Below are 14,248 nucleotides of genomic sequence, written 5' to 3' on the forward strand. Positions count from 1 at the left end.
TTCGTCAGCTTTGAGCAGGAAAGTAGCTGATGCGGCTGGCAGACGAGGCTTCGTTCCATCTGCCCGCGCAAAAACTAAGCCGCTTTGCCGAAGCTGCCGACTGGTTGTGCCGTGAGCGAGGTCGAAGTGCTGGGCGCAGACTCAGCCGCCAGTACTTTCATCTTGTTCCAGTCGTAAGGGAACTCTTTTCCGCAATCGAGGCACACAACATAGGTGCCGGTCACGCTTGCTGCGTGAGAACGGATTGCGTGGCCCTTCTTCGCGGTAATAGGGAAACTGTACCTCTTGTGCCAGCAGCCGAAGAGAATGTCGAAGACATCACCAAACATCGATATACCTCCTGGTCCCCGGTTCGGACCCAGATGCCAGTACTAAGGCATCTGGGTACTTTGATTCCTTGCAGGGCAAAAAGGTTCGACAGAGTAGCAAATTCTGTTTACAGCTGGTATGACGGAAGTAGTACATCGACAACCAATTCTGTTCATCGCTACGGTCCTCAGACTATGCGTACAACGACCGAGTCTGCGCATTGACACAAAAGGGTATGAGTGACGTTATTTGTCCAGCTTTATCTCGAAAATGTTGCGTTCAGCCGGCATGTGTAGTGAGTCGAAAGCGCTGAATGGTGAGCTGTTTGCAAGCTTTTCCTCATATTCGAGCTACTTTCCCATGATCGTGAGCGGTAAACTAGGCCCTAGCCATGTCCTCTGATTTCGTACATCTGCACCTTCATACCGACTACTCCATGCTCGACGGCGCATGCGACACCAAGATGCTTTGCAAGCGCGCGAAAGAGTTGAACATGCCCGCGGTTGCTATGACCGATCACGGCAACATCTTTGGCGCGGTGCATTTCTTCAACGACGCCAAAGAGGCAGGCATCAAGCCGATTCTTGGTTGCGAGCTTTACGTCTGTAAAAAGGAGGATCATCGTGCGGAGCCTCAGGGTGACAGCTACAACCATTTGATTGTCCTCGTCGAGAACGAAACAGGTTATAAGAACTTGACGAAGATCTGTTCAGAGGCTTCTCTGCATGGTTTCTACTACAAGCCTCGCGTTAGCAAGCGTTACCTCGCCGAACACTCCGAAGGACTGATTGGTCTTTCTGCCTGCCTTAAAGGCGAAGTTGCTGAACGGCTCACAGAAGGTAAGTACGAAGATGCGCGCACGGCAGCAAAGACCTTCGAAGACATATTCGGGCGCGGCAATTTCTTTCTTGAAATACAAGATCAGGGATTAGCGGAAGAGAAGCGGATTCACAAGGATCTTTTCAGGCTTGAACAGGATCTCGCAATTCCGATGGTGGCGACTAATGACAGCCACTACATTTGCGAAGACGACTGCCTTGCGCAGGATGCGATGGTTTGCATTCAGACCGGGAAATCCATCGCTGATCCGAATCGCATGAAGTTTCAGACCAACCAGTTCTTCGTAAAAAGCTACGAGGAAATGTCCAAGGTCTTTCAAGGCTATGAACAGGTGCTTACGCGAACGGTTGGGATTGCAGAGCGCTGCAATCTAAAACTGACGAAGGTGAGCAATCCTTTTCCACGATTCGATGTCCCTGAAGGCGAGACAATCGACAGCTACTTCGAACGAATTGCGCGCGAAGGCATGGTGCGGCGCATGATTCTGCTGCGCGAATTGAAGGAAAAAGGGAAGCTGCGGCATAGCTTCGCCGACTACGAAGAGCGCTTGAATCGGGAGATCGGCATCATCAAGCAGATGAAGTTCCCAGGTTATTTCCTGATTGTGTGGGACTTCATTCACCACGCAAAGGAAGCTGGAGTGCCAGTAGGCCCAGGACGTGGTTCGGCTGCCGGCTCTCTCGTTGGCTACGCAATGGGAATCACGAACGTGGATCCCATCCAGAATGAATTGCTGTTTGAGCGCTTCCTGAATCCTGAGCGCGTGTCCATGCCTGATATCGACGTTGATTTCTGCATGAACCGTCGCGGGGAAGTGATCGACTATGTGACACAGAAGTACGGACGCGAGCAGGTCGCGCAGATCATCACCTTCGGCACGATGGCCGCCAAAGCGGCGATCAAGGACACAGGCCGCGTGCTTGACATGCCGTACAGCGAAGTCGATCGAATCGCAAAGATGATTCCCGGCACGCCGGGTATGACGATCGACAAAGCCATGGCAGACGTCGCAGCGTTCCACGACGTTTACACAAATGACCCTGCGATCCGGAACCTGGTTGATACGGCAAAGAAGTTGGAAGGCATGGTGCGCAATTCCGGCGTGCATGCGAGCGCCGTTGTAATCGCTCCGGTTCCGCTCGACGAGTTGGTGCCGCTCTACAAAACGAAAAACGATGAAATCGTGACAGCCTATGACATGAAGGCTGTTGAGAAGATGGGCCTGCTAAAGATGGACTTCCTCGGGCTCACAACTCTGACGATCATCGACGACTGTCTGAAGCTGATTAAGCAAACGCGCGGCGAAACCGTAGAGATGGAGAAGATTCCGCTCGAGGATATGGAGACGTACGAAAAGGTCTTCCACAAAGGACATACCTCGGGCGTCTTCCAGTTTGAATCCGATGGCATGCGCGATGTGTTGCGGCGCTATCAGCCGATGACCGTGGAAGACCTCACTGCGTTGAACGCTTTGTATCGTCCGGGACCGATTCAGGGCGGCATGATTGACGACTTCATTGAGCGGAAGTGGGGACGCAAGAAAGTCGATTACATGTTGCCGGAGCTTGAACGCCTGCTGAAAGAAACGCTGGGCGTCATCGTGTACCAGGAACAGGTAATGCAGATCGCCAACGTGATCGCCGGCTACTCACTCGGCGAAGCCGACCTGTTGCGCCGCGCGATGGGTAAAAAGATTCCCGAGGAGATGGACAAGCAGCGCGTGCGATTCATGTCCGGTGCTGCTGAGCGAAAGTTCTCGACCGAGAAGGCTGGACACATTTTCGATCTAATGGCGCAGTTCGCCGGATACGGATTCAATAAGTCGCACTCTGCTGCCTACGCTCTGGTTGCGTATCACACCGCGTACTTGAAAACGCATTATCCGGTTGAGTTCATGGCGGCGCTGTTGACGTCAGTTACGAGCAAGACCGAGGACGTCGTGAAGTACATCGGCGAGTCGCGCGAAATGGGAATCGAAGTCTTGGCTCCAGATGTTCACGAATCGGCCGCGAACTTCACACCGATCGTAACTCCGGAGGGAAACAAGATTCGCTTCGGCCTCTCCGCGGTAAAGAACGTTGGCGGCAACGCGATCGCGTCCATTATCGATGCGCGCAAGGATGGGCCGTTCAAGAGCATCTATGATTTTTGCGAGCGCGTTGACCTGCGGGTGCTTAACAAGCGCGTGCTCGAATCGCTCCTCAAGAGTGGTGCAATGGATTCACTCGGGCGCCGCTCTCAGTTGATGCAGGTTCTGGACAAGGCGATAGAGGAGGCGCAGAAAACCGCCCGTGATCGCGACGCAGGCCAGCACGGCCTGTTCGGAATCTTCGAAGAAGCAAGCCCGGCAGCAGCCTCCGCCGACCGCTTGCCGGATGTGCCCGACTGGGAAGAGTCGGTGCGATTGCAGAACGAGAAGGAAATTCTTGGCTTCTGGATCAGCGGTCATCCACTTGAAAAGTACCAGGACAAGATCGAAGACCTGAAAGCGTTGAAGACCAGCGATGTGATGGCGATGAAGCGCTCGACTCCAAAGAACGAAGAAGTGTCGGTGGCAGGATTGATCACCGGACTGCGCATAGCGAAGACTCGCAAAGGCGACATGATGGCCGGGCTCGTGATCGAAGACATGTTCGGTAGAGTCGAGTCAGCAGTGTTTCCGGAGGCATATAAACGGCTGCACGAGAAGGTGAAGCTCGAAATACCGGTACTGGTTAAGGCAGCCGTGCGCGTCGAGGAAGATGCTGCTCCGAAGCTCTTCATAAACGAGATTATTCCGCTCGATGAGGCTAAGGTAAGACTGCCACGCTCGTTGCGTATAGCCATTCAATTAAGCGAGGCGCAGCCAGAGACGGTCGACGCGTTGCATGGATTGTTCGCGCGGTCCAAGGGTGATGCGAAGGTGCTGTTCGATCTGGTGCGACCCGGCGAGTACGTCGTTGTAATGGAAGCTGAAGGCTATAATGTGATGGCAGACAGAGCCTTCGTAAAGAGCGTGGAGCAGTTGTGCGGCCCCGATTCGGTGAAGGTGATCGACTAAGCTGACGAGAAGAAGAAAGCATGGAAGCTGGAACGAAGGCAGACCAGGAACTGGAAAAAGTTGAACGACAGATCGCGCAACTGGAATCGATTGCGGGCAGCAATCACGATGCGCAGAAGCAGCTTCGCGAATTGCGCGATCGCGTAGAAGGATTGCGCAAGCAGGTGAACGCGAACTTCGATGCCTGGCAGCGCACGGAAGTCGCTCGCCATCCGCAGCGTCCTTATTTTCTGGACTACGTTGAGCGCATGTTCACCGACTTCTCGGAGATTCACGGAGATCGCGCATTCGGCGACGATCCGGCGCTGGTCTGCGGAATGGCGCGCTTTCATGGGGAAGAGGTGCTGGTCGTCGGCACCCAAAAAGGGCGTGACACAAAGCAGAAAATTCATCGGAATTTCGGAATGCCCAATCCCGAGGGGTATCGCAAGGCGATCCGCGCTATGCAGATCGCCGAGAAGTTCAGGCGCCCAATATTCACATTCATCGATACTCCGGGAGCATACCCTGGACTTGGTGCTGAAGAGCGTGGGCAGGGCGAAGCGATTGCCTACAACTTGCGGGAAATGGCACGGCTTAAAGTGCCTATTCTGGCCACAGTCACTGGCGAAGGAGGCTCGGGAGGCGCGCTGGCGATTGCCGTGGGCGATCGTGTGTTCATGCTGGAGAACAGCGTGTACTCTGTCATTTCGCCGGAAGGTTGCGCTTCCATCATGTGGCGTGACGCAAGCAAACGGAACTTGGCTGCGGAGGCCATGCACATTACCGCGCCAGATCTAATTCAGCTTGGAATTGTCGATGCTGTGGTTCCTGAACCAGAGGGCGGCGCGCATAAGGATCACGTACAGACGGCAAAGAATCTGGACGCGGTACTCTCGGCGAATCTGGCTGAGTTGAGGAAGCTGAGCACAGACGAGTTGCTGGAGCGCAGGTACGAGAAGTTCAGAAAAATGGCCCGTTTCTTCAGCGAAGAGTAGCGCCGTCTGCGTTGTTGCTGGACAGCGGATTAGCTTCGAGCCCTGGGTTCGTAGAATTCGTAGCGCCGGCTAACCTTAGACGCACAGTCGGGGTTGACGAGTGCCTTATAATGACTAAGCTCGTGAAAAGAAGTGCACTAACGTAGAGACAGCACGTCTTCGAAGGATGGCTTTTCTCATGGCAAGTATTGACGTTGCCCTCAATCAGGGCACGAACAGTCGGCAAGTTCGCGGCCCCGTGGTAAACAATTTCAGCATACAAGTCGCTACCGTAAACGGTTCAGGTTCGCAATCGGCGAATTCCGTGCTGCTGCGCACCATTTTCCAGATGGGCGTTCCCGTCAGCGGTAAAAACCTGTTTCCGTCGAATATTGCAGGACTTCCGACGTGGTTCACCATTCGAGTCAGCAAAGACGGGTACATGGCCCGCAAGCGGGATACAGAGCTGCTGATCGCCATGAATCCCGAGACGGCCTCCGACGACGTTCGAGCGCTAAAGCCGGGTTCTGTGGTGCTTTACGACGAGCCGCTGAATCTGACCTCGGTGCGCGATGATCTGGACTTCTTTTCCGCTCCGTTTGACAAGCTGGTGACCCCGGTTGCGCCGGATCCAAAGCTGAAGAAGCTGCTGCGCAACATGATCTACGTAGGCGTCATGGCGCACCTTCTCTCCTTGGAGATGGCCGAGGTCGAAGAGGCGATCAGCAAGCAGTTCAGTGGGAAGAAGCGCGCGACCGACGTGAATGTTGCTGCCGTGCGAGCCGGCTACGAGTACGCTGCGGCAAACCTGCCGCAATCGCGCTTCAAAGTCGAGCGCATGAATGAAAACCAGAACAAGATCATCATCGATGGCAATTCGGCGGGTGCGCTGGGCGCGCTTTTTGCGGGTGTCACCGTGGTGCCTTGGTACCCGATCACGCCTTCCTCTTCGCTGATTGAAGCGTTGACGGATTACTTGAAGGAATACCGGGTAGATGAAAATGGAAAGGCCAGTTTCGCCGTAGTTCAGGCGGAAGATGAACTGGCCGCGATCGGCATGGTGCTGGGTGCATCGTGGGCCGGCGCTCGAGCAATGACTGCTTCGTCGGGACCAGGAATCTCGCTGATGACTGAGTTCACAGGGCTTGGCTACTACGTAGAGATTCCGGCTGTGATCTGGGATGTGCAGAGGGTCGGGCCATCGACTGGACTGCCGACTCGTACGGCGCAAGGAGACATTTTGGCCACGGCGTTCCTATCGCATGGCGACACGAAGCATCCGCTGTTGCTGCCGTCCTCGCCTGCGGAGTGCTTCGAGTTCGGCGGAACAGCTTTTGACCTGGCAGAGCGGCTGCAAACGCCAGTGTTTGTGCTGAGCGATCTGGATATCGGTATGAATAACTGGGTGAGCGATCCATTCCCCTTTCCGGAGAAGCCGTTGGATCGCGGCAAGGTTCTGAGCAAGGAAGAGCTCGATCGACTTGGAAGTTTTGCTCGTTACAAGGACGTGGATGGTGACGGCATCGGTTATCGCACGTTGCCGGGAACCGATCATCCTGCGGCTGCTTGGTTTGCGCGCGGCAGCGGACATAACGAGAAAGCTCAGTATTCGGAGCGTCCGGATGATTACGTCAAGAATCTGGAACGCCTGAATCGCAAGTGGGACACGGCGCGGACGATCGTTCCTGGGCCGGTGCTGGAGCACAGCGTACCGGGCGCGAAGGTAGGCATCATCGCGTTTGGCTCCTCGCACTGGGCGATGGTGGAGACGGTTGACCAGCTCAAACAGCAGGGAATCGAAGCGGATTACCTGCGGCTGCGGGCGTATCCCTTCAATCACGAAGTGCAGGAATTCGTCAGCGCGCATGAACGCGTGTACGTAATCGACCAGAACCGCGATGCTCAGATGCTGCAGTTGATCAAGATGGATATTGCCAGCGAGTACGCGGTGAAACTGCGCAGCGTGTGTCACTACAACGGGCATCCGCTGGATGCGCGCTTCGTAACCGACAGCATTCTGTCGCAAGAGAATGTGTTGCAGGAGCAGAAGTAATGGCTACCACACCGAATACATCCACGGCCGCCAAAACGAATCGAATCGGACTTTCCGTGATCGACTACCGCGGAGGCAAGTCCACGCTGTGTGCAGGATGCGGCCATAACGCAATCTCCGAGCGCATTATCGATGCGTTTTACGAGATGGGAATTGAGCCCGAGCAGGTCGCGAAGCTGAGCGGAATCGGTTGTTCTTCGAAGAGCCCGGCTTACTTCATGGGACGTGCGCACAGCTTCAATTCTGTTCACGGACGCATGCCTGCCATTGCAACCGGTGCCGCTGTCGCGAACCACAAGATGCTCTACATCGGCGTTAGCGGCGATGGCGATACGGCATCGATCGGCATGGGGCAGTTTGCTCATCTGATGCGACGCAATCTCCCGCTGATCTACATCATCGAAGACAACGGCGTTTACGGTCTCACTAAAGGACAGTTTTCGGCGACGGCAGACGTGGGATCAAGGCTGAAGACCGGCATCATCAACGAACTGCCTGCTATCGACACATGTGCGTTGGCCATCGAGTTGGGAGCGACATTTGTGGCTCGCAGCTTTTCCGGCGACAAGAAGCAGTTACTAGCGCTCTTGAAAGCAGCCATTGCGCACAATGGCACCGTGATGCTGGATGTCATCTCGCCTTGCGTGACCTTCAATGATCACGAGGGTTCGACCAAGAGCTACAAGTTCATGAAGGATCACGAAGAACCGCTTCAGGACATCAACTTCGTACCGGCGTTTGAAGAGATTGACGTTGAGTATGAAGAGGGAAGCGGCATCGACATCTCCTTGCATGACGGTTCGAGGATGCATCTCTCCAAGCTCGAGGAAGATTACAATCCGACGAGCCGGATAGCCGCCCTCAAGAGGCTTGCGGAGGCACGCGAGAACAATGAGGTATTGACTGGACTGTTTTACCTGAACTCCAATCAGCCGAGTTTTACGGATCTGCTGAATCTGACGGATCATCCTCTTGCGACACTCCCGGCAAGCTCCACGCGTCCGCCGAAAAGCGTTCTCGACAAGATCATGAACGAATACCGGTAAATTGGCGTGAGGTCTGAATCGGCGCGGAGCGATCCGCGCCTTTGTTATGTATAGCCGTCGTTCTCACGTTTGAGAGTTGCCTCTATAATCATTCCTGAAATTCTGCACTGGAGTCCCTGTGGCCTATAACGATCTGCGCGAATGGATAAAGGCGCTTGAGAAAGCTGGCGAACTGAAGCGCATTAAAGCCGAAGTCGATCCGATCCTCGAAGTCACTGAAATTACGGATCGCGTCTCGAAATGGGGCGCGCGGAATGGCCGTGGGCCGGGCGGATCGGCATTGTTGTTTGAGAATGTAAAAGGCCATCCGGGACACAAGATTTTCATCAACCAGTTTGGATCCGAACGCCGCATGAAGCTTGCGCTAGAGTCGAACTCGCTGGACGAGATTGCCGGGCGCATTCACCAGATGATGGATGTGAAAACTCCGCAGGGATTGCTGGAAAAGATCAAAATGCTGCCGATGCTGGCGGAATTGGGCAGCCTCTTTCCCAAGCGCGTTTCGAGCGGCCCCTGCAAGGAAGTGATCAAGCGGGAGAATTTCTCGCTGCTCGATTTCCCCATCTTGCAATGCTGGCCTCAGGACGGCGGACGATTCATCACGCTGCCTTGCGTGATGACGCGCGATCCGCGCACGGGCAAACGCAATATCGGCATGTATCGCATGCACGTATACGATGCAACCTCCACTGGGATGCACTGGCAACGGCACAAGAACGCTGCCGAACATCAGCGTGAGTTGATGCGAGCGGCAGTCGCGAATGGGCCGACGCTGGGGCGCACGTCATCCGTCGATATCATGGCGCGCAGCGGAGGCGGCAGCATCGCTATTCAAGGAAAGCCGGTGAATGGACGCATGGAGGTGGCGGTTGCCATCGGAACGGACCCGGCGCTGACTTTCTCTGCGATTGTGCCCGCGCCGCCGGAAATCGAAGAGTATATGATTGCGGGTTTCCTTCGTGGTAAGCCAGTCGAGGTCGTGAAATGCGAGACGGTAGACCTCGAAGTTCCGGCGCATGCGGAAATCGTGCTTGAGGGATACATCGATATCGGTGAATTGAAGGTCGAGGGGCCTTTTGGCGACCACACCGGGTTCTATTCGCTGGAAGACCTCTATCCGGTGTTCCATGTGCAGTGCATCACTCATCGCAAGAATCCGATTTATGCGGCGACGATCGTGGGCAAGCCTCCACAGGAAGACGCGTGGATGGCGCTGGCAGTGGAGCGCATCTTCCTGCCTGCGGCAAAGATGATGATTCCCGAACTGGTGGACTTCCACCTGCCTCCTGAGGGAGTGGCGCACAACTTGATGATCGTATCGATAAGGAAGTCGTATCCCGGACAGGCGCGCAAGGTGATGAACGCCATCTGGTCGCTGGGGCAGGCGATGTTTACGAAATGCATCGTGGTGGTGGACGAAGACTGCGACGTGAAAGACCTACGCGAAGTCACCCTGAGAGCGCTGAACAATATCGATCCAGAGCGCGACATTCAGTTCACATTGGGGCCGGTAGATACACTCGATCATGCATCGCGACTTCCGAATTTTGGCAGCAAGATGGGCATCGATGCGACGCGGAAGTGGCCGACGGAGGGATTCCAGCGCCCGTGGCCGGATGAGGTCGAGATGTCAGAGGACATAAAACAGCGAATCACGAAGCGATGGAAGGAATTCGGGTTGGAGTAACATCAGCGGGACAAACCCCGATGCGCCCTGCGCGGGCGCATTTTCATTTGGGCTTACAGCCACACAGGCAGTCCGAAGATTGAAACTATCGTGAGGTTTGCTCGGAGTCGGACAGTGCGAAGCGGATGCGATCCGCAATCGGGGGATGCGAATAGCTCCAGAAAACAAGGAAACGCGACGGCCTCGGATAGGAGTATGACTTTTCACCTAAGAGTTGGAAAGACTGCGCAGCGACCTGTCCGGCGTCGGGCGTTACTGGCCGCGTGATCGTCAAACCAAAGCGATCTGCGTTGTGTTCCTCCCAACGGCTGAAGGTGCTGCCAAGCGGCTCTCCGATAAACGACAGAAGCGATGCTATGAGCATCAGGAGTGGAAGGGAAGACCAATCTGCCAGTGTGCGAATGCCCAAATTGGACACGAACCGGGCGACCACGGCCCCGGCGATTCGCTGCAAAAGCCAGAAACCGATAAACATCAGTAGCGCGGTGTAGGCCATTCCCAGATAAATGTGATGGAGCACATAATGCCCCATCTCGTGCCCGAAGATGAAGAGCGTTTGGGGAAGGGTGAGGTCGCGGGCGGTAGTGTCCCAGACCACAATTCGCTTTGTGGCTCCGAAACCGGTGACGTAGGCGTTGTAGGTGGTTACCTTATCGCTTGCGTGCATGAGGAAGATACGGGACTCGGGAATTTCGAGGCCAGCGGAATGAGCGAGGCTGCGCAACTCGGAGCTTAAGGCAGGATGAGTTTTGGCCAACGGTTCAAATCGATTGAAGATGGGATCGATGAGCACGGGCGCGGCAAAGACCATTGCGGCCATGATGGGGAGAGTAGCCAACCAGCTATAGAACCACCATTTGCGTGGCGAGTTCCGTATTACTTTGTAAAGCCCCCAAAGGGTCAGGGTAGCGAAGACAATGGTAAGCAGCTCGCCTTTGGCCCAGTCTCCAAGCCAGGAGCCCCAGCCTTGCACGCTCAGACCATACGCCAGGGAGATGTGATGTCCGTAGATGTTCAGTGGGAGTTGGAGCAGCGACAGCGTAACCAATAATGTTGGGACGAAGATCGCGGCCTGGACAAATCGTTTGCGTGAGATCGCCTCGGATCGGCGCTGGAGTCGAGGACCGAAGCGCGTCGCGATCAGAATCAGAAGTATGGCGAAGGCGAGTATGGTGGAGGCGAGTGAAAGTGTGACGCTGGTGCGGTGCAAGCCTTCGGCTTTGCGGTACTGGTCTGGCGTGAGAGTGTAGGATGTGATGGTGTGTTGTGCGACGGCTTCGCCGGGGGAAACATTGGCGGGGTTCACTGGGTCGGTCAGCATGAGGCCTCGCTCGGGTTTAGAAAAGGACGGTCTTGATTCACCCTAGCGTATCTTCTCATCCCAAGATCACCATTAACAGTTGGAGCGTTTCTACTCAATGTATAACCAGAGCCGTTCCCTGAATGAAAATGCATCACAACCCGCAATGCACGCCATTCGACAGTCGGGTTGCCCCACATAGTAAAACATGTTTGCCAAAGCAGCACTGCAGGAGAGAGCATAAATTGTTTGCGGTATTGACGTTGACTCTTTAAGGAAGTGATTCATACAGATGGCGACAGGGCAGAAAAATTCTCCTACTGAAATCGCAGCAGCCCAAGGAAAACTTGGCATATTGGTGGTCGGACTAGGCGCAGTGGCTACGACGTTCGTAGCGGGCGTCGAAGCAGTTCGCAAGGGCATCGCCGCCCCCATTGGCTCGTTGACGCAGATGGGAACCATTCGATTGGGAAAGCGGACCGATGGCCGTTCGCCGTTGATCAAGGACTTTGTGCCTCTCGCCGACCTGAACGATATCGTGTTCGGCGCTTGGGACATCTTCCCGGACAACGCATACGAAGCGGCTTCCAAGGCCAAGGTACTGGAAAAGGAACTGATCGAGCAGTTGAAGCCTTTCCTGCAGACCGTGAAGCCAATGCCAGCCGTATTCGATCACAACTATGTGAAGCTGATCGACGGTCCCAACGTGAAGAAGGGCAAGAACAAGAAGGATCTGGCCGAGCAACTTCGCGCTGATATCCGCAACTTCAAAAAGGAAAACAACTGCAGCCGCTTGATCGTGATCTGGTGCGGCTCGACGGAAAGCTTCCAGAAGGCAAGCGAGGTCCACACCTCTGTTGAAGCCTTTGAGAAGGGTTTGGAAGCAAGCGATCCGAACATCTCGCCCTCGCAGATGTACGCGTACGCCGCGCTGCAGGAAAGCGTTCCCTACGCGAACGGCGCGCCGAATCTCACGGTCGATCTGCCCTGCATGCAGGAGCTTTCAAAGAAGAACAATGCTCCTATCGCCGGTAAGGATTTCAAGACCGGACAGACGCTGATGAAGACGATCCTGGCGCCGGGATTCAAAGCCCGCCTGCTCGGAGTGAGCGGATGGTTCTCAACGAACATCCTGGGCAACCGTGACGGCGAAGTGCTGGAAGATCCGGGCTCATTCAAGACGAAGGAAGAGTCGAAGCTGAGCGTGCTGGATGAAATCCTTCAGCCGAAGCTGTACCCCGAGCTCTATGGGGACATCTTCCACAAGGTTCGCATTAACTACTATCCTCCGCGCGGCGACAACAAGGAAGGCTGGGACAATATCGACATCTTTGGCTGGCTCGGATATCCGATGCAGATCAAAGTCGATTTCCTGTGTCGCGACTCCATCCTTGCCGCACCGCTGGCTCTGGACATTGTGCTGTTCCTCGACTTGGCAGCACGTACCAGCTCGCTGAAGGGGATCGGCATCCAGGAGTGGATGAGCTTCTACTTCAAGTCGCCGATGACTGCTCCCGGACTCTATCCTGAGCACGATCTGTTCATCCAGATGATGAAGATGAAGAACACTCTTCGCCACATTAAGGGCGAGGAACTGATCACTCACTTGGGCCTTGAGTACTACGACTAATTGCAGGGAAAGGGAATGAAAGGGCAGAGGCTTCGGCTTCTGCCCTTTTCATTTGGTTCGCCTATTTCACAGGCTCGACTTCAAGCTCCAGCTGATGAATCGCGACAACTCGCACTTGAGCTCCGGAGACAAGGGGCTGGGTTGAGTGAGCATTCCAAAGTTCGCCGTGCACGAACACTTTCCCATTCGGAGCGAGGTCGCTGCGGGCGACTCCGAGTTCTCCGATGATGCCCTGCGGGCCAGTGGTGATCTTGTTGCGGCGGGCACGCCAAGCAATCGACATCAGGAATGCGGTAATCAGCCCGAAGGGGAGGCTGACGGCAACAGAAGTCAAAAGCCTCACCCGCATTTCCGGAATTGGACCGTCCACGAGCAGCACGCCTCCGAGTGTGAGGGCGACGATGCCTCCAAGGGTGAGAATGCCGTGGGAGACGAACTTTGCTTCGAGCGCAAAGAGGACAAATGCCAAAGCTATAAGCGCGAGCGAAGCATACCGCGTCGGCAGTAGGTTGAGCGCAAAGAGTGTCAGCAGGATAAATATGACGCCAACAACGCCGGGAATGATGGCTCCGGGGTGGTTGAACTCTGCGTAAAGCGCGAGACCACCGATGGCGAGCACCAGAAAGGCGATATTGGGATCCATCAGCCAGCCCAATACGCGCTGTCGGAGAGTGATAGGAAGCTCTGCGACGGACTGATTGGCCAGGTGGAGGACGGCGGTTGAGCCGTCAAAACGATGGATGGTGCGACCATCGAGCTGGTTCAGCAGGTCAGTTTCGTCGCGTGCAGTAAGGTCGATGAGGTGAAGATCGAGAGCTTCTTTTTCGGTCCATGAGATAGATTGGCGAACAGCTTTCTCAGCCTCTGCGGCGTTACGTCCGCGCCGGGAAACGTAGGAGCGCAGGAAGGCTGCAGTGTCGTTCTCAATCTTCGCCTTCATCACGTCATCGAGTTTGCCCCCGCCAATCGTCACCGGATGCGCAGCGCCTGTATTCGTTCCATTCGCCATCGCTGCTACATCGGCGGACTCAAGTATGAAGAATCCGGCGGAAGCAGCGCGAGCGCCGCTGGGGCCGACGTAGGCGATGACCGGAATCGTGGAGGACTCGATCTTGGAAATCATCTCGCGAGTGGATTCGAGCAGACCGCCGGGGGTGTTGATAACGATTAGCAGAGCCGAGGCATGGCGTGCTTGAGCGGTTTCGATTGCGCGGGAAACCTGTTCGACGGCGATGGGCTGAATCGTGCCCTTGATTTGAACACGCAGGACCTCAGCGGCTAGCGGAAGCGTACTCCCGATCGCAATAAACGCAATGATCGCGAGGAATAAGCGTTTCATAATGAGCCTCCGATGCGGAGAAGCGATGACCATCGCGCGTCAGCACCA

At 55.3% G+C, this 14,248-nt stretch carries 9 protein-coding genes; 6 read left to right on the forward strand and 3 right to left on the reverse strand.

The annotated features are described in order from the left end of the window. Positions 1-74 precede the first annotated feature (74 nt). Positions 75-329, reverse strand: a complete 255-nt coding sequence (locus AC6IY8_RS05395; protein WP_497777690.1) for a hypothetical protein — start codon at positions 327-329, stop codon at positions 75-77. A 371-nt stretch (positions 330-700) separates the two neighbouring features. On the opposite strand from AC6IY8_RS05395, the gene dnaE reads away from it, so the two are divergent. The 5 genes from dnaE to AC6IY8_RS05420 all read left to right on the forward strand — a co-directional run bounded on the left by dnaE (position 701) and on the right by AC6IY8_RS05420 (position 9,931). After that, positions 701-4,189, forward strand: a complete 3,489-nt coding sequence (gene dnaE, locus AC6IY8_RS05400; protein WP_497777692.1) for a DNA polymerase III subunit alpha — start codon at positions 701-703, stop codon at positions 4,187-4,189. Between the two features lie 20 nt (positions 4,190-4,209). Beyond that, on the forward strand, positions 4,210-5,166 hold the full coding sequence (locus tag AC6IY8_RS05405; RefSeq protein ID WP_497777693.1) for an acetyl-CoA carboxylase carboxyltransferase subunit alpha: 957 nt from the start codon (positions 4,210-4,212) through the stop codon (positions 5,164-5,166). 178 nt (positions 5,167-5,344) lie between these two features. After that, on the forward strand, positions 5,345-7,198 hold the full coding sequence (locus AC6IY8_RS05410; RefSeq protein WP_497777694.1) for a 2-oxoacid:acceptor oxidoreductase subunit alpha: 1,854 nt from the start codon (positions 5,345-5,347) through the stop codon (positions 7,196-7,198). Next, positions 7,198-8,244 carry a 2-oxoacid:ferredoxin oxidoreductase subunit beta gene (locus AC6IY8_RS05415; RefSeq protein ID WP_497777695.1) on the forward strand — a complete coding sequence of 349 codons (1,047 nt, stop codon included), beginning with the start codon at positions 7,198-7,200 and terminating at the stop codon, positions 8,242-8,244. Before AC6IY8_RS05410 ends, AC6IY8_RS05415 begins: the two co-directional genes overlap by 1 nt. Positions 8,245-8,362: 118 nt before the next feature. Continuing rightward, positions 8,363-9,931 carry a UbiD family decarboxylase gene (locus tag AC6IY8_RS05420; RefSeq protein ID WP_497777696.1) on the forward strand — a complete coding sequence of 523 codons (1,569 nt, stop codon included), beginning with the start codon at positions 8,363-8,365 and terminating at the stop codon, positions 9,929-9,931. A gap of 85 nt (positions 9,932-10,016) precedes the next feature. Here AC6IY8_RS05420 and AC6IY8_RS05425 read toward each other — a convergent pair whose 3' ends face one another. Beyond that, positions 10,017-11,252 (reverse strand): M48 family metallopeptidase, encoded by a 1,236-nt coding sequence (locus AC6IY8_RS05425; RefSeq protein ID WP_497777697.1) that lies wholly within the window; start codon positions 11,250-11,252, stop codon positions 10,017-10,019. A gap of 271 nt (positions 11,253-11,523) precedes the next feature. Between AC6IY8_RS05425 and AC6IY8_RS05430 the strand changes: the two genes are divergently transcribed. Beyond that, entirely contained in the window at positions 11,524-12,861 is a 1,338-nt protein-coding gene (locus AC6IY8_RS05430) for an inositol-3-phosphate synthase (RefSeq protein WP_497777698.1), read from the forward strand. A 61-nt stretch (positions 12,862-12,922) separates the two neighbouring features. Here the strand turns inward: AC6IY8_RS05430 and AC6IY8_RS05435 are convergent, their stop codons facing one another. Further along, complete coding sequence (locus AC6IY8_RS05435) at positions 12,923-14,200, reverse strand: NfeD family protein (RefSeq protein ID WP_497777699.1); 1,278 nt, start codon at positions 14,198-14,200, stop codon at positions 12,923-12,925. Positions 14,201-14,248 lie beyond the last annotated feature (48 nt).

It is taken from the genome of Koromonas soli, assembly GCF_059726265.1.